The sequence below is a fragment of the Bordetella sp. BOR01 genome, from assembly GCF_019218885.1.
Lineage (GTDB): Bacteria > Pseudomonadota > Gammaproteobacteria > Burkholderiales > Burkholderiaceae_B > Bordetella_A.
Genome location: NZ_JAHUWT010000003.1, coordinates 623610 through 649906, shown reverse-complemented (window position 1 = coordinate 649906; position 26297 = coordinate 623610). Strand labels below are relative to the sequence as shown.

The window sequence follows — 26297 nt, the reverse complement described above, 5'->3', positions numbered from 1 at the left end:
GGCCTGCCTGCGTTCATACCGCCGCGCCGGACACCGTTACCACCTGGCCCCATTTGCGGCTTTCTTCCTGGATGCGCCGGGCGTATTCGGTGCTGCCACCCAGCATGGGCTCGGCGCCTTCCACTACCAGCTTGGCCTGGAAGTCGGGCGTGGCGGCGGCTTTCAGGATCCGGGCCTCGAGCTGCCGGACGGCGTCGTGGGGCATGGCCTTGGGGGCCAGGATGCCGTAGGTGAGCGTGCTTTCGAAATCGGCCAGCGCGGGCACGCCCGATTCGATCATGGTGGGCACGTCGGGCAGCAGGTGCATGCGCTTGGCGCTGGTAACGGCCAGGGCGCGCAGCTTGCCGGACTTGACCAGGGCCATGGCGGCCGGAATGACGCTGAAGCTGAAGTCCACCTGCCCGCCGGCCACGTCCGCCAGCGCGGGCGCCGTGCCCTTGTAGGGTACATGCACGGCCTGCGCGCCCAGGGTCTGCAGGAACAGCTCGCCGGTCAGGTGGCCGCCCGTGCCCGCCCCGCTGGACGCGTAATCCATATCGGAATCGGTCTTGCGCAGGGCTTCGGCCAGTTGCGCAACGTTCTGTATGGGCGAGTCGGCCGGCACGACCAGCAGCAGGGCCGATGACGCGAACATGGCCACCGGCTGCAGGTCGGTAGAGGCATTAAACTTCAGGTTCTTGTAGAGCGCCGGGTTGATGGACACCGTGCCTGTGTGACCAAGCAAGAAAGTGTTGCTTTGGGCCGAGGCACGCACCACCTGTTCGGTGCCGAGGTTGCCACCGGCCCCCGGCTTGTTTTGCACGATCACGTCCTGCTTGAACATCTCGGTCAGGCCGTGCGCCAACTGGCGGGCCAGCACGTCGTTGCCCCCACCCGGGGCGAACGGCACGATGATGCGCATGACGGGGCTGCTTCCTTGCGCCCAGGCGGGCGCCAGCGACATGGCGGCCAGTCCGAGCGCGGCGGCCAGCGCATGGCGGCGCGATAGTAAGGACGGGGCGGGGCGGTTCATCGGGTCTCCTTCGGGTTATCAAGGCTGGCAGGGCCAAACATGGCATTTTCGTCCACCGCCGCCGGGGCAATACAGTATGTGTTGCTTTCATCAAATGAAAGAAAATACAGGCAATGGACATCCGCTACCTGAATAACTTCCTGAAGGTCGTTGCCGTGGGCTCGATGTCGGAAGCCGCGCGCCAATTGGACCTGAGCCCAGCCGCAGTGGCCCAGCAGATGCGCGCGCTGGAGCGGGAACTGGATGTCTCGCTGCTGGTGCGCCAGGGGCGCAGCGTGCGGCCCACCGCTGCCGGGCAGCGCCTGGTGGAACGGGGCAGCATGCTGGTACAAGACGCGGAAGCGCTGCGCGACTGGGTGGCCACCGACGAAGACGAAGGCGAACTGCGCCTGGGCACGGTCAATACGGCGCTGCATGGTTTTCTGCCCGACATCCTGCAGGCTTTCACCGAGCGGCATCCCCACGTGCGCGTCGGCCTGCGCATCGGCATCACGCCGGCGCTATACAGCGCGCTGGTGCAATCCGAACTCGACGCGGCCCTGTGCCTGAAGATGTCATTCGACCTGCCCAAGACCGTGTGCTGGACACCGTTGCGCCAGGAACCCCTGGTGGTGCTGGCGCATGCGCGCGATGCCGGGCGCGATCCGCTTGAACTGCTGCGCAATGCGCCCCTGGTGCGCTATGACCGCCAGCTTGCGGGGGGCAGCCTGGCGCAGCGCTATCTGCAAGCCCAGGGCATACGCCCGCACGAGCGCCTGGAGCTCAATTCCATCATGGCGATTGCCTTGCTGGTGGAACGGGGCCTGGGTGTCGGACTGGTGCCCGACATCGGCCAGGGCTTGGCGGGCCAGAGCCTGTGCAAGCTGGCCGTGCCGCCGGTAGCGGGCGACGGCAACGGGTTGGCGCCGCCGCCGCGCGAATTGGGCATGTTGTGGCGCAACCAGTCGCAGCGGGGGCGCTGGGTGCGCACGCTGCTGCAGTGCGCGCAAGCGGCGGTGCAGGCGCCGTGATGGCCCGGCGGGTCAATCGATGTGAATATCGGCCTGCTGCGCCACCTGCCGCCATTTGTCGATCTCTGCACGCAGGAAACGGTTGAATTCGTCGGGCGTGGATGCGATGGGCGTCATGCCCAGGCCGGCCATGGTATGGGCGACCTTGGTCGAATGCACGACCGCGGCCGCGGCGTCGCGTATCGCCGCGACGGTGGCTGGCGGCGTCTTTGCGGGGGCTATCAGCCCGAACATGCTGCCCACCTCGAATCCCTTGAGCGTTTCGTTCACGGTGGGGTAGCCGGGGAAGGCCGGGTCGCGTTCAGGCGAGGCCAGCGCAATGATCTTCAGCCTGCCGCTTTGCACCATCGGCTGGGCGGATTGCAGCACGTCGAACATGATGTCGACTTGTCCGCCTATCAAGTCGGTTTGCGCCGGGCCACTACCCTTGTATGGAACGTGCACGATATCGATGCCGGCGGCGTGCTTGAACATTTCCCCGGCCAGGTGGGTGGATGTGCCCGCCCCTGGCGAGGCGTAAGTCAGTTGTCCGGGGCGCTGGCGCGCCTGCGCAATGAGCTCGGGCACCGTATTGAACGGCGCGTCGGCGCGCGTGACCAGCACCAGCTTCGAGTCGGCCAGTTGCGTAATGCCCTGCAGGTCGGCCAGCGTGTCATAGGGCATGGACCGGCGCACCGAGGGATTGATGGTGTAGGCGCTGATCACGATGCCCATGGTCTGGCCATCGGGCCGTGCCTTGGCGACATGGTCGGTGCCTATCAATGTGCCCGCGCCGGGCTTGTTCTCGACAATGACGGGTTGGTTCCAGCGTGCCTGCAATCCCTCGGCGAGCATCCGCGCCAGCGTGTCGGTGGGGCCGCCCGCGGGAAACGGCACGACCAGGTGCACCGGGCCGTGGGGATAGGCCGGCGCCGCCTGGATGCATGGCGAGGCGGTGGCCGCGGCCAGACAGAACGCGGCGGCAATGAATGCTTGCTTCATGGTTGTCTCCTTCTTCTCCGCTTGGTACGGATGGTGTCGTGGTTGTTTTAGCGCTTGCGGCGCTTGCCGTGGTCAAGCGACGGCGTCCAAAGTCGTGGTGCGGCGCAGTTCGCGCCTGGCCGAGAGGTCGAACGGCCGGCCGCGATGCAGGGTGCTGCGGTTGTCCCACATGACCAGGTCGGCGGGCTGCCAGGTATGCCGGTAGACGAAACGCGGCTGGGTGGCGTGTTCCAGCAGATCCATCAGCAGCAGCCGCCCTTCGGCGACAGTCAGCTCCAGCACGTGGCTGGCATGGGCGCCGATGAACAGCAGGTGGCGGCCGTTGCCGGGATGGCGGCGCACCAGCGGCCACGCCGCCGGGGGAATCGCCTGCCGCTGGGCTTCGGAATAGTCGGTGTCGCCCAGCAGGAAACGCGAGTGCAGCGCGTAATGCTCGGCATGCAGGCCCTCGAGCCGCTGCTTGTGCGCTGGCGGCAAGGCGTCGTAGGCGGCGCGCATGTCGGCGAATTCGGTTTCGCCCCCTTCGTCGGGCAGCACGACGGCATGCAGCATCGAATAACGGGCCGGGGGAGATTGGAATGAGCTGTCGCTGTGCCAGAGCTGGTTTGCCAGGTTGCCCACGATCTTGCGGTGGTTGCGATCGGCGACCTGGCCGGCCTCGTCCACGTTAGAGATGTCCAGCAATTCTTCATGTGCCAGGCGATTAGGGGCTTTTGATGCTTTTTTGAAACCAAGATCCAGATTTCCGAAGTTCTGGGCAAATTCAAGTTGGGCGTCAGGCGCCAGTGCCTGGCCTCGGAAGACCAGTACGGCGTGCTCGTCCATGGCGGCTTCTATCGCGCGGACGTCGGCGCGGGCCAGCGGCCGGGACAAGTCCAGGCCGCTGGCCCGGGCGGCAAAGCCGGGCTGGATCGGGGTCAGGGTCAAGGGCATGCGCGTCTCTATATAATGGAATTTAGTTTTATTATATTTAATGTAAGGCAATAAACAAGCCTTTTCAAGCCCGGATAGAATTACTTCCTTGGTCGTGCATTTCACAATTCCGGGAATGGCCGCGACGTGATGGAGTTCGTTCTATGTATGAATCCCCCCTTGGGGACTCCGCCGAGGGCGAGGTCAGCGCCTTGGCGCGGGGCCTGGCGGTGCTGCGCTACGTGGGCGCCAGCGATGGCCCTGCCACACTCAAAGAGATCTCGGAAGGCACGGGTATTCCCAAGCCCACGGCGTCACGCCTGGTAAGCACGTTGCTGGCGTCCGGGCTGATCCGGCGCATGCCCGGCTCCGAGCGCTATGCCCTGGGCCCCGGCATCATGGCGCTTAGCAACTCATATCTGGACAAGCTGGATATGCGTGCCGAGGCGCGCGTGCACATGCGCACGTTCGCCGAGGCGGCTGGCGTCACCGTGCACCTGGGCACCCGCGACCGGCTGGAAATGGTGTTGCTGGAAAGCGTGCGCCCGTTGTCGGCTGCCCTGGTCATGCGCATCGGCGTCGGAGACCGGCTGGGGCTGGCGACCTCGGCTTCCGGGCGGGCTTACCTGGCCGCGTTGCCCGAAGAAGATCGCGACCGATTGATCGATACCCTGCGCACCAGCCTGGCGGGCCGCTGGGCGGCCATTGCCCCGCAACTCCATCAGGCCCTGGCGCAATATCGCCAGACAGGCTATGTGGCATCGCATGGCGAATGGCACCCCGATGTGAACGCCATTGCCGCGCCGCTGGTCATGCCCGATGGCGAAATCTATTCCTTGAATTGCGGCGGTCCCGCCTTCAAGCTGCCGCCCGAGACGCTCGCCGGCGAAGTAGCGCCGCGCCTGCTGGCATGCGTGCGCGGCATCATGGCCGATACCGGCGCCACGCGTCCCGCAGCGGTCTAGCGTGCCGATGCGGCCGTCGGCCTGGCTGGCAATGAAGCCAGGCTGGTTCTGAGGGGCAACCAGGGCATGCACGTGGCCTACAAGGGCGGCGCACGCCCGTGTTGCCCGACGTGCCGAGGCTGGCCGAGGCCGCCCCTTTGCCGATTTTCAGAACGGCGCGCGTCCGTCGTATTCCCTTGCCGCGTCTTCCATGGTCATGAAGGTTGCACCCTTGGCAACCAGGCCTTCAAGCAACTGTTCAAGCATCAGCATCCGATGCCCCCGGCCAATGACGTAAGGGTGGCAGGTATAGGTCAAAATGCCCCAGTCGCAGTTTCTGCGCATGTATTCAAAATCGTTGAGCCAGTTTTCCAGGACGCCGCTGGCGTTCTGCAGGCCAGGCATCAGCGACTGCCCGTGGCGCAGGAATTCAAAATGCGGGAAATCGTCCAGCGACCAGCTGACGGGCATTTCGATCAGCGGGGTGGGCTTGCCGAATACCATTGGCGAATCGACCTGCACGACATCGCCGTTGCGTGCACGATAAGGCGTATGGTCATCGCCCATCATGCTGCTTTCATACAGGAATCCGTGCTTCAGCAGCAGTTCCAGCGTGTTGTCGCTAAGGTCCCAGGACGGGGATCGATATCCCACCGGGTTTTTTCCCGTCAGCGCCTTGATCGTATCGCTGCCGCGCAGCAGGCCTTCTTCTTCCTCGTCACGGCTCAGGTTGGCCGGAGGAATATGCGCCCAACCATGATGCGCAATCTCGTGCCCGGCCTTGATGATCTGTTCGCACAGCGACGGATAGGTCTTGATGACGACGCCTGGAACAAAGAAGGTGCCGGAAATATCGAATCGCTTGAGCAACGCCAGGATCCGCGGGACCGCGACCGCTCCGAATTCGCCTCGGGAAACCGGCGTCGGCGTCGTCATGCCGCGTGCCACCAGGCCAGACATTGCATCGAAATCAAAGGTCATGCAGGCGATCAATTTTTTCATGGAGAGCCTCGAAAGTCCTGGATCTATCTTGCTGGATATGACGATGGTTTCTTAAGGTGGATTGATAGGCGCGGGGCCTTGGCCCACGTCGCAGCCTTCCAGAATCGTCATGGCGACCGCTTGCGCGCGGGGCGCCAGCGTATCGATGCGGCACACTTCGTCAACGGTGTGATAACCGGCCCCCACGGGCCCCACCGCGCACAGTGTCGGCACGCCCACCGAAGAGGTGAGGCCACTGTCGGCCGAACCGCCGGCATACTCGCCATGCACCGAGTAGCCCAGCGTAAGGCTCTGGTCCTGGTATTTCTTGAGCAGCCGTTTGCCGGCTTCTGTGGCGGCAAAAGGCAGAAAGCTGCCTTCCCGGGTGACGCGGCCGCAGGTGCAGCTGACGGACTCATCTTCGATGATCTGGTAGATGCGTTCGCGCAGGCGTTCGCGGTCGTGGCGTTCGGTAAAGCGCACATCCAGCTGCGCCACGGCGAGATCCGCGACGGTGTTGACGGACATGCCGCCGCGCATGGTTCCCACGTTGGTCGTGAGGCCGTCTTCGGAACCCGTCAGAGAATGCAAGGCCACGATCTTGCGGGCCATGGCTTCGATTGCGCTGGCTCCTTGCGCGTGGTTGACACCCGCATGAGCCGCCACGCCGTCTACTTCAAAGTCGAGGAATAGTGCGCCTTTCCGGCCGGTGACGACATTGCCGGACGGCCGCCCCGGCTCGGCATTGAATGCGACCAGCGCCTGGCGCGCGAATTCAAGGGTCAGGTTTCGAGACGACGGCGAGGCGATTTCCTCATCGCCGGTGTACAGCACGCGGATGGGCGCGTGGTCGCCGCCGATTTCGGAAAATGCCCGCGCAATGAATGTGTTCATCACCAGCCCCGATTTCATATCGGCGACACCCGGCCCGTAGGCGTTGTTGGCATCAGTGCAAAAGGGGCGTTCGCGTGCGGTGCCGGCGGGGAACACGGTATCCATGTGCCCGAGCAGCAATACGTATTTTCCGGCAGCCGCCCGGGGGCCGGGGATATGGGCAGACAGGCAATTGCCGTGCTTGTCCATGTCATGGACCTGCGTGGCGATGCCGGCACTTTCCAGGTGCTCTCGAAACAGTTCATGAACCCGGTCGACGCCTGCTTTATCGTGGCTGCCACTATCGATGTTGACCGCCGCTTCCAGCAGGCGAAGCATGTCGGATCTGTGGTCATCCAGCCAACCCAGCAGCGCACCTCTAAGTGATTGATCCATGGTAAGCGGCTCAAGTGTGCCGTGCCAGGAACGCAAGCAGGTCTTGCAGCGTGCGCTCGGCATAGCCATCGCAGATATTGTGCGCGGCGGTGTCGTAATAGATCAGTTCCGAGTGCGGTATTCTTTTTTTCATCTCTTCGTAGGCACTGGCATGCCCGATGGCTTCTTTCCCGGCGGCCACGATCATGGTCGGACACTGGATGGCGTCCAGTTCGTTCATGAAATCATGGGTACACATATGGGACACGAAGCGCGCGATGAACGCGGGGTCGTTCGAGCCCGCCTGGTCGATGAACCATTGCACGTGGTTCGGATCGGCATTGTTGTCAAAGCGCTCGGAAATCGTGTCCGACAGGAATTGCCGCAGCCCGATTTCCTTGATTTTCGGCAGCCAGGTGGGGGCATGGCTGTTCTTCAAGCCAGGGGTCGATCCATACAGCGAGAGCGTACGTACCCGCTCTGGGTGCTGGATGGCCAGTTGCTGGGATACATAGCCGCCCGCGGAATTTCCCACGACGTGCAGGTTCTCGATGGCCAGCCGATCCAGTAATTCCAGCACGTCGCCAACCAGGTGCTGCAGCGAGAAGTCATCCGTGTCCCGGGGTATCTGCGAGGCGCCGTGCCCGCGCAGATCAAGGCGAATGACCCGGTACTTGGCCGTCAGCGTGGGCATCCAGTGAAACCAGCGCTGCGAGTTTCCCATGGCGGGATGCAGCAGCAGGACAGGCTGGGGCGTTTCCCACGGCGGGGCAAAGCAATCGTCGTAGTAGGCGACCTGCGCGCCATCGCGGGCGGCAAAAGTATTCATCGGGATTACCTCACTCAGTAAGCGGAGCGGCCACCCTCGGCGGGGATGGCGGCACCGGTGATCATGCGGGATTCGTCAGAGGCCAGGAACAGGGCGATATTTGCCATATCGATGGGTTCGCCGAACCAGAACGGGTAGGCCTTGACCTGCTCGTCCACGTTCATCGGATCATGGAACCGGCCGGCCTGGCCAGGAATGCCATAGCTGTTGCGCACCCGTTCGGTATTGACGCGCCCCGAGCAAATCGCATTGGCCCGGATGTTGTGTTTGGCATAGGTGCCGGCCAGCGCGCGGGTCAGCGAGATGATTGCGCCCTTGGCACTGGTATAGGCGTGCGCGGAACTCGCGCCGCGCAAGGCCGCGCCGGAAGACATGTTGACGATCGAGCCCCCGGCGCTTGCCACCATGTGCGGCAGCGCATGGCGGCAAGCCAGGAAGGTGCCTTTCAGGTCCACGTCGATGGTGCGTTCCCATATTTCCATCGCGACGTCGGTGACCGGCTTGTCTTGCGGGGATGATCCGCCCGCGCAATTGAACAGCACGTCCAGCTTGCCGAAGCGTTCGACGGTGGCCTCGACAGCCGCCTTGACGCTGGCCTCGTCGGTGATATCCGTCACGACGTAGGCGGCGTTGCCTTTTTGCGCGAGTATTCGCTCGGTGATGGCCGTCATGCGTTCCAGGTCAAGGTCGGCCAGCATGACGCACGCGCCCTCGCGGGCGAACAGCTCTGCCGAGGCCCCGCCGATGCCTCCGCCACCACCGGTGATCAAGGCTGCGCGGCCGGCCAGTCGGCCGCTCATTGGGCTTTGATCCCGGCGGCTTTGATCACTCTGCCCCATTTCTCGATCTCCGATTTCGTCAAGGCGGCGATGGTCTCGGGTGTGCCGCCTTCCATGGTGTAGCCCAGGCTGAGTACGCGCTCTTTGACTTCGGGGTCGGCGGCGATCTTGTTGAACTCGGCATTGAGCCGCTGCACCACAGCCGGCGGTGTGCCGGCCGGCACCAGCAGTACCCAATGTGTGCGATTGTCGACTTTCGGCAAGCCTGCTTGGGCGAAAGTCGGAACGTCTGGAAGCGCAGCGGCACGCTGGTCTCCCGTGACGGCCAACCCCTTGAGTTTGCCGGCCTGGATGGCGGGGCCGGCGGTGCTGATGCCGGTAAATATCAGGCTGACCTGATTGCCTATTGCCGCGCTGATGGCTTCCCCGGTTCCTTTGTAGGGCACGTGGGTGATCTGGGTGCCGGCCGTCTGGTTGAAGAGCTCTCCGGACAGGTGGGTGGGGGCGCCTATACCGCCAGATCCATAGAAGAGTGCGCCCGGCCTGGCTTTCGCCTCGGCGATCAGTTCGCCGACGGTATTGGCGGGCAAGGCGGGATTGGCCGCCAGGATCACCGGGCCGGAGGCCACGTGAATGACGGGAATGAAGTCCTTGAGCGCGTCGTAGGGCAGGTTCTTGAACAGGCTGGGGTTGAGCATGATGCTCGAGTCCACCAGCAGCAAGGTATATCCATCCGCGGGCGCTTTCGCGACGATCTGCGTGCCGATGATGCTGGAGCCGCCCGGCTTGTTTTCGACTACGACTTGCTGGCCCAGGGCGGTATACAGTTTCGGCGCGATCAGGCGGGCAATGATGTCCGAGCCGCCTCCGGCGGCGAACGGGACCATCAGCCGGATCGGCGCGGACGGCCAGTCCTGGGCCATGGACGCCAGCGGCGCTGCCAATGCCGCGACGGCAAGCGCGGCAGTGCTGAGCAGTTTTCTTGTATTCATGAATTTCCCCTTGTTCAGGCCAAGCGTTGCAGATTCGCCCTGTCAGGATGGGCGGCGCCCGACTCAATGCATTCGATGAGATTCGCGAGTTCTGCATGGTGCGGCACGGACACTCCCGCTTCCTGGGCCCGGGCCGCGATGTAGCCATTCATATAGGCGACTTCTGTATGACGGCCTTTCTGGATGTCCTGGGCCGTGCCGGATATTGCCGAGTGAGTCAGCGATTCGTATTGTTTCTGGAACACCTCGTGGACACGCAGCAAATCGGCGGTTTCACCGCGAGCCGCCGCTACCCATGCCTCGGCCGGCAGGCCGAAGACGTTTTCCACGTCATAGCCCAGGGTGTCGCCCAGGACGATGGCCTGGGACGCCAGCTGGGTCATCGCCCGACGGCTTTCGGGGTTCAGGAACAGGGCCTTCAAATCCATGTCGGCCACCGCGCACAAGGCCGAGGTCATGCAATTTGCCACCAGCTTGGCCCAGCGCAACCCCCATAGATTGTTCGTGGGCACTGACGTATCGACATGCTGCAGCATGTCGGCCAGGTGACGTGCGCGCGGCGTGATGCGGCCGTGCACCTCGCCCACATAGAAGCACGGCGAAGCGCTTCTGGCGGACGTGCGTGCCCGCTGCAGATGGCCAGGACCCGCAAGCGCGACATGCAGGCCGCTGCCTATGCATCCGACCGTGCGTGCCCAGCCCACGCGAGCGGCAATGGTTTCCTCTATCAAGCCGTTCTGCAGGGTGACCACATAACCCGTCGCCGACAGGTACGGGGCGATCAGCGCCGTGGCCCATTCTGTGTCGTACAGCTTGACGCATATGAAGGCGATATCGGCCGGGTGTTTGTACAGCGATTGAACCTGGCCGATGTGCAGGGCGCGAACGTTCACCGTTCGCGTGTTGCTGGGTTCTTCAAAGACCAGGCCATGGCGTTGGATGGCCTCTACATGTTCTGGCCAGGCGTCGATGAGCGTGACGTCCAGGCCCGCATCGGCCAGCCGGCCACCCACCAGGCAGCCTACGGCCCCGGCGCCGACAATGGCGATGTGCAGGGGCTCAGTCCATGGGTTCAATTTTTGCAGCCTTGGTGATGGCAGAGTATTGCTGCACTTCCTGGGCGATGAAGTCGCGGAACTCGGCCGGTGTATCCGATGCCGCCTCGGCGCCCATGCTCTTGAAACGATCCTGGATTGCGGGGTTGGCCGCCGCATTCGCCATCGATTTCGCCAGCCGGTCGACGATGGCCTGGTCCGTTCCCGCAGGTGCCAGCAACCCCCACCAGGTGCCGATGCTGTAATCAGGCACCCCTGTTTCCATGAGGGTCGGCAGGGTATCGGCGACCGTGCTGCGGGCAGCGCTTGTCACGGCCAGGGCGCGTACTTTGCCGCTGTGGATAAAGGGCAGCATGGGTCCCAGCGAGCCAAATATCATGTCGACGTGACCTGCCGCAACCGCAGTATTGGCGTCGGCGTCGCCGCGAAATGGAACGTGGCGCAGTTGGGTCTGGGTTTTTTCCTGGAACAGTACGCCGGCCAGGTGCAGGGGGGCCCCCACGCCTGACGAGGCGAAGGTAAGTTCCTCGGGCCTGGCCTTGGCCAGGTCTATCAATTCGCGTACCGAGGTTGCCTTGACTGCCGGATTCACCACCAGCACATATGTGCCGATGGCGGCGATGCTGACGGGGTCGAAGTCCTTGATGATGTCGTAGGACAGATTCTTGCGCACGCTGGGAGCCAGCGCGTGCGCGCCAGCCGCCATGAAAAGCGTATATCCATCCGGTGCCGATTTGGCGGCCCGGGCTGCGCCCAGCGTGCCGGCAGCCCCCGAGATGTTCTCGACGATGACCGTCTGGCCCAGGTCTTTCGAGATTTCTTCGGCCGCTGTTCGAGCCACGATATCGTTGGCGCCACCTGCCGGGTAGGCCACGATGATCTTGATCGGCCTGGATGGGTAGGAATCGGCGGCCAAGGCAGGCACCCCGCAAACCAGCAAAGAGGCGGCCAGGCACACCTGGGCAGCCAGACGAGTGTTTTTCATATTTCCCCCTGGAATCGACGTTGTCAGGCCTGGTCTTTTTGTTGTTGCCATTCCAGCTCGGCGGCGACGAAATCCTGGGAGTCGTAATGGGCTCCCAAGGCCGCCGTCATCATGGCAAAGGCCACGTAGTAAGCGGAAGTGAACGAGATGTCTGTCAGTTCTTGCGGTGTCATCACTTTCTGCAGGGCCGCGAACGTGCCGTCAGTGACCGATTCGGCAGACGTGAATTCAAGTACGTACCGCGTTACGGCCTGGTCGGTATCGTTGAATGTGGGGGGCACCGTGCCCTGGCACAGCGCATCCAGTTCGGCCTGGGTAACGCCCGCCTGCAGCGCCAGGGGACCATGGTGGTTGATGGCGTAAGTCGACGCGCGACCGGTAATGACAATCACGATTTCCCGGGTACGGGCGGACAAGGTGGAGTGGAAGCGGGCGTAGTCCCCGACAGCCGCAAAGCGGCGCAGGGCTTCCGGCGCATGCCCCATGGAGCGCAGTGCGTTCGATACGACACCACGGCTTTGCTCCAGTTCTTTCAGGACGGCGGCAAATTCCGGGTTCTGTTTCGTATCGGGCAAGGGTAGGCGAGCCATGGCGGGTTCCATTAAGTGAGGTTGAGCCGCCTGGATCGATGTGCCAGACGCCAGTCGATTGCGCGCTGCAATGACTGAATTTCATCATTCACTTAATGTTTATGCAATGATTATTTCATAAAATATAAGTATTGAAAAATCGATTGCAATAGCTGGCGGCCGGTGAAATATCCGACCAAAATCGGCACCTGTCAGCGTGCGCACTCTGCGCATGCGCACGATGGCAGCGCCTATATGCGTGTGGCTTTGTTCGCAGAATGCTATTTGGAATGCAACTGGCGTTGCAGAAGGGCCAGGCTAGGCCCTTAGTTGCCTTCGACGAAGGTGCCGATCTTGCGCCAGATGTCGTCGCCGCGCGCCAGCAAGGCATCTACGGCTTTTTTCCGACGCCACGATATGGCGGACACCAGCGCGGTGCAAAGGCTGAAAAGCGCCGTGAAGGAATCGAAGGGCGAATTGCTGGCCGTATGAATCAGTAGCCGGTGATCGGCCACGCCGGCGATGGGCGATAGCGGGCTGTCGGTGATGGCAAGCACGCGTGCGCCTGTGGAGTGGAAATGCCGTGCGGCGTGATGGACGGTCCTGGCGTAGCGCCGGATCGAGATCGCCACCAGCACGTCGTGTTCATCTATCCACAGCAGGTTGTCGGCCAGCGTGGATGGTTGAGTGTCCAGGAGCTGCACGTCTTTCATGCACATATTCAGGTGCGTGTGCAAATGTGCCGCCACCCCATAGGCATTCTTGGCGCCCGCGATAAAAACCCTGCCTTTGCGGGGCCGGCTCAGGATATGAACGATGGCCTCGAATTCCGCCATGTCCATCGAGGCCCGCGTCGCCTGGATGTTGTCGATATCCAGCAAGAGGCTGTCTTCGACCACGGACTGCAGGGTCTGTTCGCCGGTCGTTCGAAGCGTGGCGCGCTGCGCGGGTGAGGTCAGTTTGGAGGCTATCTCGTTGCGTGCTTCGCGCTGTGCCTCGGCAAACGAGTCGTATCCGATCTTGGAGAAGAGGCGTACGACAGTCGATGGGCTGATGCCGACCTTGCGCGCAATGACCGTGGCCGTGTCCAGCATGCCATGCGGCTGGCGCGACACCAGGTAATCCACCAGCATCTGTTCGCTCTGGGTCAGGCCTTGGGTTCGGGCGGCGATGCGGTCAAGGAAATTCATAGTGGAGTGTGGCAGAGGGGAAACGGCGATCGAACTGCAATGGCAATTGCATGGAAACATAGCACGTGACAGCAGGTCGTCGAATTTCGTGGTGGCGCGATCGATGGCTGCCAAGGCCGGTGGTGGACGCCTTCGAAAATATCCGGTTAGAATTTAAATGAGAATTATTGTTGTCTTTGGCTTGTCGACGGAATTGTCGATGGCCGGTAATTTCGTCGCCAAAAAAGCCGGTTTCGTCGAAAAAATCTTGTTCCCGAAATGGGGCGCCCGCAGAATCCAACCGAAGCATTTCCATCAGGTACGGGGTAAAAGCCACCGCGGCTCATTGACACCCATGATGCCGTTCTGACGCGGATAATATGCACGGGATGGCACTCTCTGACCACACTTCGACCATATTCACCACTACCAGCCAGGAGCTCAGCCAGGGCGAATCTTCACCGGGTTTCTGGCGCGCACAGGTGGTGGGGTGGATCTTCCTTGCCGTGGTCGGCTTCTTCATCAGGCTGGCCGTATTCGGCAATGCGTCGGCCGCGTTCTGGCTGACGCTGGCGCTCGAGCCGCTGGCGTTCGTGCTGACCAGCGCCGCCGCGGTATGGCACGGACGCAATGCGTCCAAGACCCGCTCGGCCGTCACCACGCTGGCCTGTGCGGTGCTGCTGTGCGTGGCGGCAGCGGCGCTGCTGGCCTCGATCGGCTACGCCATCCATCACCTGTTTCCCGTCGGCGCCATGCGGGTCATACCCGGCAACCAGTACCGGCTGGGGTTCATCTACTACATGGGCATTCTGTCCATCTGGACTTTGATCTACTTCGGCGTGGCGGCCGAACTGGCCGCGCGCACCGAACGCATTTCCAAGATGAAGGCCGAGACGCATGCACTGCGCCTGGAACTGGAAAGCCTGCAGCTGCAGATCGAGCCGCATTTCCTGTTCAACGCGCTCAATACCATCGTGGCCGAGATCGGCGAACGTCCTGCCATCGCCGAAGAAATGACCCGCCGGCTGGCGGCATACCTGCGCTATTCGCTCAACCGCCGCGGCCAGGGCCTGTGCCGGCTCGATGAGGAAATCGAGGCGGCCGAAGCCTATATACGCATACAGTCGCTACGCTTTGACCGGCAGCTCGAATACCGCTGCCATCTCGATCCGGCTTCCCTGGAAAGGCGGCTTCCCCACATGACGCTGCAAGGGCTGGTGGAAAACGCCATCAAGCACGGCATGCAGTCCAGCAGCGAACACTTCCTGATCAACATCCGTACCCGGCTGCGGGGCGACGAGTTGATGGTAGAGGTCGACAACCCCGGGCATCTGCATGCGCCCTACGACTTGGCGCAAGGGGGCGGCGGCCTGGCCAATCTTTGCCGGCGCCTGGCCCTGCGTTATCCCGATCGGTACGAGTTTTCGTTGAACCAACGTGATGATCGGATCGTGGCGGAAGTGAAATTGCAGGGCGAGCCTATTCAGCTGTAATCGTGTCGGTCTACCGTGGCGATCAATTGGGTTACAGGTGCGGCGGGTGCAGGGTATCGAAGCCAGTATGGCGCTGATAGGCTTGCGCTGCTTGAAGCAGCATTCGTTCGTTGAAAAACCTGCCAACAAGCTGAAGCGACAGCGGCAACCCGTCAGAAGACAGGCCCGACATCAACGATATCGCGGGATGTCCTGTCACATTGAACGGAGTGCGGGCCTGCCGTGAATTGACAGGAGAGCCTGAGGAAAACTGATCGATCGGCCCGGCCGGGTCAAGCGAATTGGCGCATAGCAAGAAATCGAACTGGGCCAATTGCGCTTCGATTTTGGCGTGCAGTACAGTACGGCGGCGTTGCGCCGTGACATAGTGCTCGGCCGAAAGAAACGCGCCTGCGGGAATTCTCCTGCGGCAGATCTGGCCGTACTTGTCGGGGTGCGACGTGAACTGCTTTTTGTGGATAGACCACGCCTCGCTGTACAGGATCACCCTGTTGACGGCCGCGAAGTCATCGAGCGGTGGCACACGTATATCGTGTACGGTGGCGCCCAAGACGGCAAATGCCATTGCCGCCTGATCGAGCGCGGCACCGACTTCCGGCGCGGCGATCATGTCAGTTTCATGGAAATTCTTGATGAAACCTATTTTCCAGCCATCGAGCCTGTCGGCAGCAGGGGGACCGGTTCTTGGGCAATGAGGGGTGCCGGCAAGCACATCAAGCAACAGCGAGGCGTCTGCCACCGATCTGGCCATCGGACCTACATGATCCAGTGAATAAGCCAGCGGAAAGACCCCGTCGCGCGACACGAGGTCGTAGGTGGGCTTGAGCCCGACCACGCCGCAAGATGCCGCGGGATGACGGACGGAGCCGCCGGTGTCTGTGCCTATAGCCAACGGGAAAAAGCCTGCAGCAAGCCCGGCGCCGCATCCGGAAGAAGAGCCTCCCGGCTGATGACTGTAACGCCAGGGGTTTCTTGCCGGAGGAACGGGCAGGTCAAATGACGGGCCGCCAAGGGCGAATTCCCATGTCGCGACCTTTCCAAGAATGATGGCGCCTTCACGGCGCAGGCGCTCGACGATCAGCGCATCCCGGTTGGCAATGTTGCCTGTCATCAGATGGGAGCAGCACGTGGTGGGTACGCCGCGCACATTGATATTGTCTTTGATGCCCACCGGGACACCGTGCAATCTGCCTGGCGTGCAACGCGTTGCGCGCAGCGCCCGGTCGGCCCTCTTTGCCTCTTTCCGGATGTCATCGGGATGGAGATCAATGAAGACATGAAGCGCATCGTCGTAGCGGTCTATATGGTCCAGCAGGCTGTCCACATACTCGGACGGAGCTAGTTGTCGCCGTTGGTAGGCATCGACCAGGCTAGCGGCATCAAGCCAATGAAGATCGTTCATGGCCGGTGCACCTGGACCATTTTCCAGGGTTCGTCTGCAGGAGAAAGGTCGTCGCTAAGCGCGCCCGCGAATTGCAGCGCATCGGCCGCGGCGATGGCAATATCGTCCGGGTACGCTTCGTAGGCGTGGCCAAGGCCCTGGTTCATGATCTGGGCTTCGAGTTGTTTCCGATCCATCTGTTTCATCGCCAAGCCTCTACTTTGCTTTGATGCCGGTTCTGCCAGCCACGCCCTTCCAGTTTGAAAGTTCGCTTGAGACGAAGGTGCCGAACGCGGCGGTTGTCATCGGCGTTGCGATCGCCCCGTCTGCAAGCAATGCTTGCTGAAGATCCGCTTCATTCAGGACGGTGTTCAGGCCATCATTGATCTTCTCTATGATCGCACGTGGCGTTGCCGCGGGCGCGAACAGCCCCCACCACTGTGAGATATCGACACCCGTCACACCGCTTTCCAGAAATGTTGGCACGGCCGACAAGACCGGCGATCTTTCGGTGCCCGTAACTGCCAGCACCTTCAGTTTTCCGCCATTGGCATGGGGGGCGATGGTTGCAGCGCTGCTCATCGACATGTTGACCCGATTCGCCATCAGGTCAGTCAAGAGTTCGGGGCCGCCCCGGTACGCGATGTCTTGTAGATGAACGCCGGTTTTCTCCATTAGCAAGAGGCTGCCAAAATGGTCCACGGCACCAGGCCCGGTGGTGCCTGCGAACAGGTCTTTGGTTGCGGCGAGTGCGAGAAAGGCGTCCAGTGTATCGACTTCAAGATCATTGCTGACCGTCAACGCGAGGGGCGACTTGGCGATCAATCCAACAGGAGTGAAGTCTTTGCTCATGTCGAAGGGCAACCCTTCCTGGACGGCGGGAAGCATGGTCAGGGTCACGGGGCCCACCAGCAATCTCAGGCCATTCGGTTTGGCGCTGGCCACACTAACTGCGGCGATGGCGCCAGAGGCACCGCTCCTGTTTTCCACCACGACGGATTGATTCCATAGCTTGCTCAGCCGATGTCCGATCTCGCGTGCGACTTTGTCGTTGGCACCCCCGGCGGTGAATCCCACCACCAACGTGACAGGACGATCCGGATACGTGCTTTGCGCGTGGACGGGCAGCATCGCATGCGTCAGAATTCCTGCAAGGATAAGCCTGGCGATTTTCTTCATCTTGGATGTTTCCCAGTGTGTGATTGCAGCGAAACGAATTATCTGGCAAAAATGGCTATCTACCTCAGAGCCGGCAACTATTGGGCGCGTTGCGCACGATCCGCCGATATTTGCGCCACGAGGTTGCGCATCGACTGAAATACGTGAACCCCGCAGTCCTGCAAAGCGGCGCGCTTGGATTCCAAGGATCCACGTTCGCCCAGTACCAAAGCGCCAGCATGCCCCATCGTTACCCCCTCCTTGGCCTGCGCGCCTGCAATCAGGGCATAGACAGGTTTCGGAGAACCCAGGCCGCGCCATCTGTCGGCAAACTCTTCTTCCTCGGTTCCTCCGATTTCGCCGATCAGCAGGACAGCTTTCGTGGCGGTATGAGTGGCGAACGATTCGGCCAGGTCGGCAAAGCGGAGCCCTTTTACCGGATCCCCGCCGACGCCGATCCATGCGCTTTGACCAATCCCTTGTTGCGTCAGCCGATGGCAGATTTCGTATGCGAGCGTGCCGCTTTTCGACATGACGCCGATCTCGCCCGCAGATAGCGAGACATCAGGAAGGAATCCGATTTTCATCTTGCCTGGGACGGCAAGTCCGGGCGTCGAGGGGCCGATCCAGAATACGCCGGCCTCGCTCGCCAGGGTGCGCATGATCAGCGCATCGTGTACGGGAATTCCCTCGGCGATGGTGATGACGGTTCGTAGTCCGGCACTGATAGCCTCTTCGAAGGCCGCCTTGGTCTGCATGGCGGGTGTCATGACCAGGCTGGTCGTGGCGCCCGTGGCCGCGACCGCGTCTTTGCAGTTGAAGAAAACAGGAACGGGAACGTCCCGGCGTTCGGAACCCGGTGCGCTGACTCCACCGGCGATATGCGTTCCATACTGCAACATCAGCTTCGTGTGCAGTCTTCCCATTCTGCCCGTCACCCCCTGCACCAGCACCGGCAGTGCCGGGGTCAGAATGTCGAGATCAAATTTGAATTCAGGCATTGCTTCGATTATCAGTGGTTGACCGGCGTGCATGGCCGACCAGATCCATGCAGCGATCCAGGTCGGGCTCTACGATGATATCGGGCGCGATGCCAGCCAATAGACGTTGCGCCGCTTCTGCGCCATTGCCGACCAGGCGGGCGATCATCGGAATCTTGAACCCGGGGCGCTGTTCCCTGGCTTGCGCAAGAAGGCAGGCAAACTCTTCCAGATTAGTGATGCCCGCGAAGATGTTGACCAGTACCATCTGCACGTTGGGTGCCGCATTCAACCAGTCCAGAATCCGGATCAGTCGTTCCGGGCTGCCGCGCAATTGGCCCGTGCGGACATCGCAGAAATTGAACGGACGCTCTCCGCGCGCAACCAGTTCGTCGACCAGCATCATCGACAGGCCGGCACCCGTCGTGATCAGGCCCAGCGTTCCCTGATGTTCGATTTCCACAAAGTCGAAATCTTCAGTCAGTTTGAGCCACGCGTCGGGATACAGGTCGCGAGCGTTGGCAATCAGGCTGTGCAGCATTTCGTCCGTGGGCACGGCGTTCATGTCTACGGCTATTTTGGCATCCCCGGCGATGAATGTGCCGTCGGGCATCGCAAAAAGAGGATTGATCTCGGCCAGTGTCAGTTTGTGAGTCAGGAATAGGGTGGCCAGGCATTGGCCCAGGCGCAGGAGTGCGTTGCGGTGCGCGGCGGGAGCGGCAAGCGCGGCACGGCGGGTCATGGCGTCGATCGCCGCTGGCGATAGCGCAGCCACTTCATTGAATCGCATGCAAGACTTCGCATGCGATTCAATGTCGATGCCTCCTTGGTCTGAGTACATCAGCCGGATGCCGCCGGCGCCTGCATCGACCATCAATGCCAGGTAATGTTCCTGGCCTGCCACGCATTCTTCTACCAGTACCGCGCGTGGGTGGCATCCTTTTATCGATAGCTCCAGGATCGCGTCGACACTGGGTTGCAGCGCGTCGATGCCTTGCACGATCTTGATTCCTCCCGCCTTGCCGCGCCCGCCCGCGGCAACCTGGGCCTTGGCAATCCAGGGCGGACCACCTGCCATCGCGGCCGGGGCTTGGCCGGCGCGCAGCAGCATTCCCGCGGGGGTGGCAATACCGTACTTGCGCAGCAACGACTTTCCATCATTTTCGAGAAGCAGCATGACGGGCCTATTGAGTCAGTGCCAGGATGCCTTCCGGACCATCGCCATCAGCAAGGATCTTTCGTCCTATCAGGTCCTTCAGCGTTTCGCTGACGCCGCCCCCCAAGGTGCCATACCGCGCGCCACGATAGAGCCGCGAAACCAGGTATTCGTCGGTGAATCCGTAGCCGCCGTGCACTTGAAGCGCTTCGCTGGTCACGCTGATGGCCATCTCGTTACACGTGATCTTGGCTACTGCCGCAAGGAAAGGGTCGGGAAAGGGATCGGCCGATTCGCAGGCGCGGTATAGCAGGCCTCTGCCGGCCTCGATGGCACGAAACATGTCTGCGAACTTCCAGCGAATGCCCTGGAAGTCGCTAACGGGCTTGCCGAACAGGCCGCGCTGCTTGACGTACCGGACGGCTTCGTCAAATGCGCCTTCGGCCAGTCCCAGTGATATGCTGGGGTTCAGGCACCGTTGCGTGTTGAACGCGGTAAGAAGCTGCCTGAATCCATCTTCGCGGATGACCAGGTTCTCGAGCGGCAGTTCGCAGTCATTGAACTGGACTTCGTGCAGATTCTCGCCGCCCATGGTGTGATAGGTGCCTGTGACCTGGAACCCCGGGGTTTCGGGCTCTAGCAGTACGCAGCCGATGCCCTCCCGGCCTGGTCTACCATCGATGCGCGAGAAAATGACGAACATGCCGGCTTCGTGGGCCCGGCTGATGAGCGTCTTGGTGCCGTTCAATATCAACCTATCGTTTTTGACCACGACGTTTGTCTTGTAATTGGCGACATCCGTGCCGGCGTGGGGTTCAGTCATGCACACGGCAAGAATGCAGTCTCCGCTGACCACTTTGGGCAGAACGCGGCGCTTGATGGCCTGCGGTGCATACTTGGCGATAACCCGGGTTTGTACGCCGGCTTCACCCAGAACGGCCATGGCCGTCACGTAGCAGGTCTTGGCAATTTCTTCCAGGATGAGGGCGGTATCCAGAACGGGCAGCCCCAGTCCCCCGTATTCCTCGGGCACCGTCATTCCCAGTACGCCTAGATCGGCAAGTTTGCGGATGTTCTCCCAGGGAAACGAACCGTCCATATAACGCAGGCCGTTGGGTTTGAACTCTGCCTGGGCTAGTTCTCGTACGCTGTCTATCATCATTTTTCGTTGTTCGTTCATGCGAGCATCCATGTTTCTCAGTGCAAGATAAATATAGAGAGTGAGCAGGCAACGGCCGTCCGATTGATCAACCTCCGGGGACAATTCCGGCGGGCAATTGTTCGATGTGGCTGCAGATCGCGCCGGGGCGTGTCAGCCATATCCGGTCGCGGTGATTCATGATGTGCTCGATCACGCGGCGAAACTGGCGAAGCCGGTAGGGTTGGCCCAGGATGAAGCTATGCAACACAATGGGCATGACCAACGGGCGCCGTTCGGACTCGGCCAGCATCTCGTCAAATTGGTCGATCAGGTTGTTGCAGAAGTCCTGTGACGGCGTGCGTCGAATGATGCATTCGAATGAATCATTCAGGTCGTGTGCGTAGGGAACCGAAAGAATCGGTCCATGCCTGGTGCGCATCCAGACCGGCTGGTCATCGAGCGGCCAGTCCATCATGTATCGGTATCCCGCGGCCTTCAGCAGCTCCAGGGAGTCGTTCGTTTGCGAGATATAAGGCGCCAACCAGCCTTGGGGGGGCTGGCCTTCATGCCGTGCGATGGCCGTCGTGGCTTCTTCAATGCAGCGGCGTTCTTCGTCAATTGCCATATCGGCCTGGCGCTCTGCATTGGTGCGCCCATGCGCTACGATCTCGTCCCCTCGGCCGGAGAAGGCCTGGATGAGCTGGGGGCAGTAGTCATACAGCTCGGTGTTGACCAGCACCGCGTACGGAAGGTCGTAGGCCTCGGCCAATTCCAGTAATCGCCATGCGCCGACCCGGTTGCCATAGTCGCGCCAGGCAAAGCTTCTATGGTTGGGGGCTGGATGAGGCGACGCATAGTCATTGCCCATGCCTTCGCCGAATGCGAAGTGCTCCAGGTTTAAACTGAGATGCACTGCCAGCCGTTGGCCGTTCTTCCAGCAGTAGTCCGGCCGGCGGTTGATGGCCGAATACGAGTAACGTCCGTGCGATTTCAGCATTGCGCTTCGCCTTCAACGAGATTCCGGAATGAGCTCAGAGACGGCCCTGTTTCGCGAGCTGTCTCGCAAGTCCATCTTCCACCTGGAGAAGGTGCTCAAATTCACTGCCTGGCGCGGGATAGACAATGCCGCCGAGTTGGCTGAGCGTCGACGTGAGCTTTTCGTTCTTCAGCGCTTCCTGGAGCGCCTGGGCCAGTGTTGCGAGGATGGTCGGGGGTGTCTGCGATGGGGCAATCAGCCCCACGTACGTGGTCGCGTCGAAGGCCTTGACGTCGAGTTGAGGCATGGCCGGGACTTTCGGCAATGTCGGTTCGTGTTCGGGGCCCAGCACCGCCAGGGCACGCAGCGTACCGGCCTCGAGGTAAGGCATGGAACTCGTGACCTGGTCGAAGACCACGTCAACGTGCCCGCCCAGAAGGCCCAGCAGCGCAGGCGACGAGCCTCGATAGGCGATGGAGTTGAACTTGATATTCGCCGCATCTTCCAATTGCACCATGGCGAGATGGTTGGCTGTTCCCGCACCGGCGTGCCCGGCGTTCACAGCTTCCGATTGCTGCCTCGCCACGGCGAGGAAGTCTGCAAAATCACCAAATCTCTTGTCGTCCGAGCGGACGACCACGATCATCGAGGTTCGCGTGATCATTCCAACCGGCTGGAAAGAGTTGAGCGAGTACTGCGTGCTTAGCATATGCGGCAACGTCGACAACTGCGACGTCGAGGCTACCAGCAGCGTGTGACCGTCCGGTTCCGCGCGCGCCACCACCGCCGTGCCGATGGCGCCTCCGGCACCCGTGCGGTTTTCCACGACTATCGTCTGCTTCAGTTGCCGCGATAGCGGAACGGAAAGCGTACGGGCGACGACGTCCAGGTTGCCGCCCGGAGCAAACGGAACAATCAGGGAAATGGGCTGGGCCGATAAACCCTGGCCCAGGACCGCGGGGGGAAGGGAAGCGGCGCCAAGCGCGGCAGCCCCAAGGACGAAATCTCTGCGGGTGTACGGTCTCATCCGGTTCTCGCCATGAAGTTCCAACACAGCCCGTGTTGCAGGCCGATGACAGAAGCAACTTTATGGCAGTCGCCAACCTATTGGCGAGACGGATAATCGCATCACCTCTTCACGTTTTTTGAATGCCCCCGGAATCCGACACCTCCCGGCTGTACAGGTGCGGGTTATCCCGCCTCGTGGAGGCTGGCGCCGATCCACTTACCGCCACCGATCACATCTTTGATGACTTTTCTTAGTAGACTGCGCAGCGCCAGTCCAGCGGGCGACATTTCTTCTTCGTTCAAACTGATGAGTTGGCTGCGGCGCAACGCGTGCGCGTCTGCTATTTCGATGGCGACGATGCCCGAGTCTTGGTAGCGCGCCATGGCGGCGCCGGGCTGGATAGAGGCCGCTATGCCGGCCGAGACCGTGTCCATCAACATGACGAGTGAATCAATCTCCAGGACGACGCGAGGCGTCAGTTCCATTCGGTTGAAGCAGGCTTCAACAGTGGCTCGAAGACCATGCGAACGCGAAGGCATGACCAGTGGAATATCCGCCATGTCGCCAAATGCGATCTTGCCGCCCGCAGGCATTCCGTTGAGCCCGCGTCTGCCGACCAAGAAGAGTTTTTCAGTCAATAACGGGATGCTCCGCAGGCGATGCGCGGATTCAGCATTGAACAGGACGGCCATGTCCAGTCGCCCGGTGTTGAGCATCGAGATCAAGTGTCCTGACAGTGCCTCGACCAAGTGCAGTTTGATATCCGGGTACTGCTCGCGTGCGGCATCGACCAGGGGGACTCCCAGCAACGAGGCGGTCGTGGGTGGCAGGCCGACGCTGGCATGGCCGGACAGTTGTGCCGTCTTGGCGGCGCGCGCCGCGTCGTTTGCGTGGCGCATGACAAGCTGGGCATGCCGTAGGAACGCCACGCCGGCGTCTGTCGGGGCCACACCGGATGGCGTGCGATGCAGAAGGCGGGTGGACAGTTCGCTCTCGAGCCGGCTGATCTGTTGGCTAAGGGTCGACGGTACGGTGCCAAGATCCAGCGCCGCGCGCCCCATGCTGCCCAACTCGCAAACCGTAATGAAATAGCGTAGCTGGCGGAGTTCCATGCACAGGTCCAGAAAGAGTGCCGTTGGCGATCCGCGTCATGCTATACCAGCACGCCCGAATGCGTCGCTTATTCATAGGTCGGGACGCGTGCGTTGGGGTTTTTCCCGAGGGAGAAGGTGCGACGCTCTGTGCTTTTGCGATCACGCTGGAACCGGCAGCCGGCCTTCATGCAGAAAGCCAGCAAGCGGATAGGTGGCGACTTCGCGCCGGCCCGTGGACGCGGCTTCCATCTGGCCATCGATGAAATCCTGGGCCAGATGCCCGAACTTCGGCGCATCAAGGCCAGCCTGATGTACTTGTTCATCCCGCACACCTCGGCTTCGCTGACCCTGAACGAGAATGCTGCCCCCACCGTGAGCGCCGACTGCGAGCGCTACTTCAATCATGCGGTACGCGAAGACGGGCCCTATTACGAGGATACCTATGAAGGAAGTGACGATCTGCTCGCTCACCTGAAGTCCAGCATCCTGGGGGCCAGCCTCAGTATTCCGGTCGGCGGCGGCCGTCCGTGCCTGGGCACGTGGCGGGGCATCCACTATGCGAACATCGAGATCATGGCGGCGCCCGCACGGTGGTGGCGACAATCCAGGGGGAATGAGCCGGCTCAGCCGCGGGCCAGCCGGCGTCGCGGCGCCGCTTTGTCCGGGGCGGCCACGCGCGGCTGGCCCGCCGGCGGATGCGCGCCGGCGGTGTTGGCCGCCAGCGTGCGCGTCAGTTCTTCGCTGCCGGCGATCAGGGCGTCCAGGTGCGCCGTCAGTTCGGCGTGGCCCAGCCGAGCCGATTCAGCGGAAATGCACAGCGCGCCGAATAGCCGCCGGCGCGCCCCGAAAACTGGCGTGGAAATACTGCACACCAGCGGGTCTCGTTCGCCTACCGACACATGGTAGCCGCGCCGCCGGATGGTGTCGTACAGATCGCCCTGCTGGCTTGAGTAGGCCAGCAGGATGTGGCCCGATGCGCCTTTGTCCAACGGCAGCCGTTCACCCACGCGGATATAGTGCCGCGCCAGGCTGGGCCGTTCCACGCGCGCCACGCAGGTGCGGCTGGAGCCTTCGCGTACGAACAGGGCAGTGGTTTCGCCGGTGGCGTCGGTCAGGGCGCGCAGTACCGAATCGATGACATCGCGGGCATCGAAGGCGGTTTGATAGCGCACCCCCAGCCAGCCGACGGCTGGCCCCAGGCGCCAGCGGCCGTCTTCCCACTGCGCCAGGTAGCCCGAACGCGCCAGCGTGCGCGCGGTGCGCAGCACGGTGGTCTTGCCCATGCCCAGGCGGCGGCTGAGCTCGGACAGTGTCACGCCCTGTTCATGCGGCAGGAAGGCATCGAGCAGCAGCAGCGCGCGCGTGACGGCGTAGACATTCTCGCGCTCGGCCAGGCCGGGCGCAGGCAGGGGAGTAGGGGCGGGTCTCATAGGGTGTTCCGCTATGCACAACACGATTGTAGGGCGGCCACTGGCTGCGGACAATGCAGCGCATTGGACAACCAGGAGCCCCGCATCATGTTGATCGATTCATACCAACCCTCTGCCAGCCCGGGCCAGCGCTTTCGTGCCGCACTGGCACACAGCCAGCCGCTGCCCATCGTGGGCGCGATGAATCCGTTTTGCGCGTTGCTGGCGCAGCGGGCCGGGCACCAGGCCATTTACCTGGCCGGCGGCGGCATGGCGACTTATTCGCATGGCCTGCCCGACCTGGGCCTGACCACCATGACCGAGGTGCTGCAGGATGTGCGGCGCATGACCGACGCCTGCGACCTGCCGCTGATGGTGGATGTGGATACCGGCTTCGGAGGACTGTTCAATATCGCGCGGCTGGTAAAGGGCTTGATCAAGGACGGCGCGGCTGCCATGCACATTGAAGACCAGGTTCAGCTCAAGCGCTGCGGCCACCGGCCGAACAAGGCGCTGGTCAGCACCGCCGAGATGGTCGACCGCATCAAGTCGTGCGTGGATGCCCGCACCGACGATGCGTTCTTCTTGGTGGCCCGTACTGATTCGCTGGCCAACGAGGGCCTGCCGGCGGCGATCGACCGGGCTTGCGCCTATATGGAGGCCGGCGCCGACATGGTGTTCGCCGAAGCCTGCGCCGACCTTGGCCAGTACCGCGGTTTCGTGCAGGCCATCGATCGGCCGCATGCGGTGCTGGCCAATATCACCGAGTTCTCGATGACCCCGACCTTTACGCTGGACGAACTGCGCCAGGCCGGCGTGTCGGCCGCGCTGTACCCGCTGTCGGCCGCGCGCGCCATGGCGGCTGCCGCGCAGAACGTATATCGGGCCATCCTTGAAGATGGGTCGCCGCGCAAGGTGCTCGACGCCATGCAGCCGCGCACCGAACTGTACGAAGTCTTGAACTACCACGCCTACGAGGCGAAGTACGACGAATTGTTTGCGGCCGGCGCAGGCGCATCCAGATAATGATTGAC

General features: G+C 62.1%; 27 protein-coding genes and 1 pseudogene. 5 read left to right on the top strand and 23 right to left on the bottom strand.

Features of this window, described 5'->3' with window-relative positions:
* Positions 1-13 precede the first annotated feature (13 nt).
* A complete protein-coding gene (locus KW845_RS17860; protein ID WP_218370679.1) occupies positions 14-1012 on the bottom strand; it encodes a tripartite tricarboxylate transporter substrate binding protein in 999 nt (332 codons plus the stop codon).
* Positions 1013-1125: 113 nt separating this feature from the next.
* Here KW845_RS17860 and KW845_RS17855 point away from each other — a divergent pair, with 113 nt between their 5' ends.
* Entirely contained in the window at positions 1126-2022 is an 897-nt protein-coding gene (locus KW845_RS17855; protein WP_218370678.1) for a LysR family transcriptional regulator, read from the top strand.
* Between the two features lie 12 nt (positions 2023-2034).
* Here KW845_RS17855 and KW845_RS17850 read toward each other — a convergent pair whose 3' ends face one another.
* Positions 2035-3003, bottom strand: a complete 969-nt coding sequence (locus KW845_RS17850; RefSeq protein ID WP_255592732.1) for a tripartite tricarboxylate transporter substrate binding protein — start codon at positions 3001-3003, stop codon at positions 2035-2037.
* 72 nt (positions 3004-3075) lie between these two features.
* The gene (locus KW845_RS17845) at positions 3076-3936 is read right to left on the bottom strand and encodes a TauD/TfdA family dioxygenase (protein WP_218370677.1); all 861 of its coding nucleotides are present in this window, start codon (positions 3934-3936) and stop codon (positions 3076-3078) included.
* A gap of 143 nt (positions 3937-4079) precedes the next feature.
* Here KW845_RS17845 and KW845_RS17840 point away from each other — a divergent pair, with 143 nt between their 5' ends.
* Positions 4080-4880 carry an IclR family transcriptional regulator gene (locus tag KW845_RS17840; protein WP_218370676.1) on the top strand — a complete coding sequence of 267 codons (801 nt, stop codon included), beginning with the start codon at positions 4080-4082 and terminating at the stop codon, positions 4878-4880.
* Positions 4881-5027: 147 nt separating this feature from the next.
* On the opposite strand, the gene KW845_RS17835 is transcribed toward KW845_RS17840, so the two are convergent.
* From KW845_RS17835 to KW845_RS17790, 10 genes are all read right to left on the bottom strand, one after another.
* The gene (locus KW845_RS17835; RefSeq protein WP_218370675.1) at positions 5028-5861 is read right to left on the bottom strand and encodes a polysaccharide deacetylase; all 834 of its coding nucleotides are present in this window, start codon (positions 5859-5861) and stop codon (positions 5028-5030) included.
* 51 nt (positions 5862-5912) lie between these two features.
* A complete protein-coding gene (locus KW845_RS17830) occupies positions 5913-7109 on the bottom strand; it encodes a M20 family metallopeptidase (protein WP_218370674.1) in 1197 nt (398 codons plus the stop codon).
* A gap of 10 nt (positions 7110-7119) precedes the next feature.
* Entirely contained in the window at positions 7120-7917 is a 798-nt protein-coding gene (locus KW845_RS17825; RefSeq protein WP_218370673.1) for an alpha/beta fold hydrolase, read from the bottom strand.
* Positions 7918-7931: 14 nt separating this feature from the next.
* On the bottom strand, positions 7932-8717 hold the full coding sequence (locus KW845_RS17820; RefSeq protein ID WP_255592731.1) for an SDR family NAD(P)-dependent oxidoreductase: 786 nt from the start codon (positions 8715-8717) through the stop codon (positions 7932-7934).
* A complete protein-coding gene (locus KW845_RS17815) occupies positions 8714-9688 on the bottom strand; it encodes a tripartite tricarboxylate transporter substrate binding protein (protein WP_218370671.1) in 975 nt (324 codons plus the stop codon). Before KW845_RS17815 ends, KW845_RS17820 begins: the two co-directional genes overlap by 4 nt.
* A gap of 14 nt (positions 9689-9702) precedes the next feature.
* Entirely contained in the window at positions 9703-10764 is a 1062-nt protein-coding gene (locus tag KW845_RS17810) for a ketopantoate reductase family protein (protein ID WP_218370670.1), read from the bottom strand.
* Positions 10748-11728: a tripartite tricarboxylate transporter substrate binding protein gene (locus KW845_RS17805; protein ID WP_218370669.1), complete on the bottom strand. Its 981-nt coding sequence runs from the start codon at positions 11726-11728 to the stop codon at positions 10748-10750. Before KW845_RS17805 ends, KW845_RS17810 begins: the two co-directional genes overlap by 17 nt.
* A gap of 23 nt (positions 11729-11751) precedes the next feature.
* Positions 11752-12318 (bottom strand): carboxymuconolactone decarboxylase family protein, encoded by a 567-nt coding sequence (locus KW845_RS17800; protein WP_218370668.1) that lies wholly within the window; start codon positions 12316-12318, stop codon positions 11752-11754.
* A gap of 305 nt (positions 12319-12623) precedes the next feature.
* Positions 12624-13487 (bottom strand): MurR/RpiR family transcriptional regulator, encoded by an 864-nt coding sequence (locus tag KW845_RS17795; protein ID WP_218370667.1) that lies wholly within the window; start codon positions 13485-13487, stop codon positions 12624-12626.
* Entirely contained in the window at positions 13474-13803 is a 330-nt protein-coding gene (locus KW845_RS17790) for a hypothetical protein (protein WP_218370666.1), read from the bottom strand. The genes KW845_RS17795 and KW845_RS17790 overlap by 14 nt, the downstream gene beginning before the upstream one ends.
* A gap of 52 nt (positions 13804-13855) precedes the next feature.
* Between KW845_RS17790 and KW845_RS17785 the strand changes: the two genes are divergently transcribed.
* Complete coding sequence (locus KW845_RS17785; protein WP_218370665.1) at positions 13856-14959, top strand: sensor histidine kinase; 1104 nt, start codon at positions 13856-13858, stop codon at positions 14957-14959.
* Positions 14960-14990: 31 nt separating this feature from the next.
* Here KW845_RS17785 and KW845_RS17780 read toward each other — a convergent pair whose 3' ends face one another.
* From KW845_RS17780 to KW845_RS17740, 9 genes are all read right to left on the bottom strand, one after another.
* Positions 14991-16361, bottom strand: a complete 1371-nt coding sequence (locus tag KW845_RS17780) for an amidase (RefSeq protein WP_218370664.1) — start codon at positions 16359-16361, stop codon at positions 14991-14993.
* Complete coding sequence (locus KW845_RS17775; protein ID WP_218370663.1) at positions 16358-16537, bottom strand: hypothetical protein; 180 nt, start codon at positions 16535-16537, stop codon at positions 16358-16360. The genes KW845_RS17780 and KW845_RS17775 overlap by 4 nt, the downstream gene beginning before the upstream one ends.
* A gap of 19 nt (positions 16538-16556) precedes the next feature.
* Positions 16557-17519, bottom strand: coding sequence for a tripartite tricarboxylate transporter substrate binding protein (locus tag KW845_RS17770; protein ID WP_218370662.1), 963 nt, complete (start codon positions 17517-17519; stop codon positions 16557-16559).
* Positions 17520-17596: 77 nt separating this feature from the next.
* Entirely contained in the window at positions 17597-18499 is a 903-nt protein-coding gene (locus KW845_RS17765; RefSeq protein WP_218370661.1) for a succinate--CoA ligase subunit alpha, read from the bottom strand.
* The gene (locus tag KW845_RS17760) at positions 18492-19655 is read right to left on the bottom strand and encodes an ATP-grasp domain-containing protein (protein WP_218370660.1); all 1164 of its coding nucleotides are present in this window, start codon (positions 19653-19655) and stop codon (positions 18492-18494) included. Before KW845_RS17760 ends, KW845_RS17765 begins: the two co-directional genes overlap by 8 nt.
* A 7-nt stretch (positions 19656-19662) precedes the next feature.
* Positions 19663-20814 (bottom strand): acyl-CoA dehydrogenase family protein, encoded by a 1152-nt coding sequence (locus KW845_RS17755; protein WP_255592730.1) that lies wholly within the window; start codon positions 20812-20814, stop codon positions 19663-19665.
* 67 nt (positions 20815-20881) lie between these two features.
* Entirely contained in the window at positions 20882-21772 is an 891-nt protein-coding gene (locus KW845_RS17750) for a polysaccharide deacetylase family protein (protein ID WP_218370658.1), read from the bottom strand.
* 34 nt (positions 21773-21806) lie between these two features.
* The gene (locus tag KW845_RS17745; RefSeq protein WP_218370657.1) at positions 21807-22778 is read right to left on the bottom strand and encodes a tripartite tricarboxylate transporter substrate binding protein; all 972 of its coding nucleotides are present in this window, start codon (positions 22776-22778) and stop codon (positions 21807-21809) included.
* Positions 22779-22942: 164 nt separating this feature from the next.
* Positions 22943-23872: a LysR substrate-binding domain-containing protein gene (locus KW845_RS17740; protein WP_218370656.1), complete on the bottom strand. Its 930-nt coding sequence runs from the start codon at positions 23870-23872 to the stop codon at positions 22943-22945.
* 168 nt (positions 23873-24040) lie between these two features.
* Between KW845_RS17740 and KW845_RS29735 the strand changes: the two are divergent.
* Positions 24041-24364: pseudogene (locus KW845_RS29735) on the top strand (secondary thiamine-phosphate synthase enzyme YjbQ); the annotation flags it as partial.
* A 113-nt stretch (positions 24365-24477) separates the two neighbouring features.
* Here KW845_RS29735 and KW845_RS17730 read toward each other — a convergent pair.
* A complete protein-coding gene (locus tag KW845_RS17730; protein ID WP_218370655.1) occupies positions 24478-25284 on the bottom strand; it encodes an IclR family transcriptional regulator in 807 nt (268 codons plus the stop codon).
* An 87-nt stretch (positions 25285-25371) separates the two neighbouring features.
* Between KW845_RS17730 and prpB the strand changes: the two genes are divergently transcribed.
* Complete coding sequence (gene prpB / locus KW845_RS17725; RefSeq protein ID WP_218370654.1) at positions 25372-26289, top strand: methylisocitrate lyase; 918 nt, start codon at positions 25372-25374, stop codon at positions 26287-26289.
* Positions 26290-26297 lie beyond the last annotated feature (8 nt).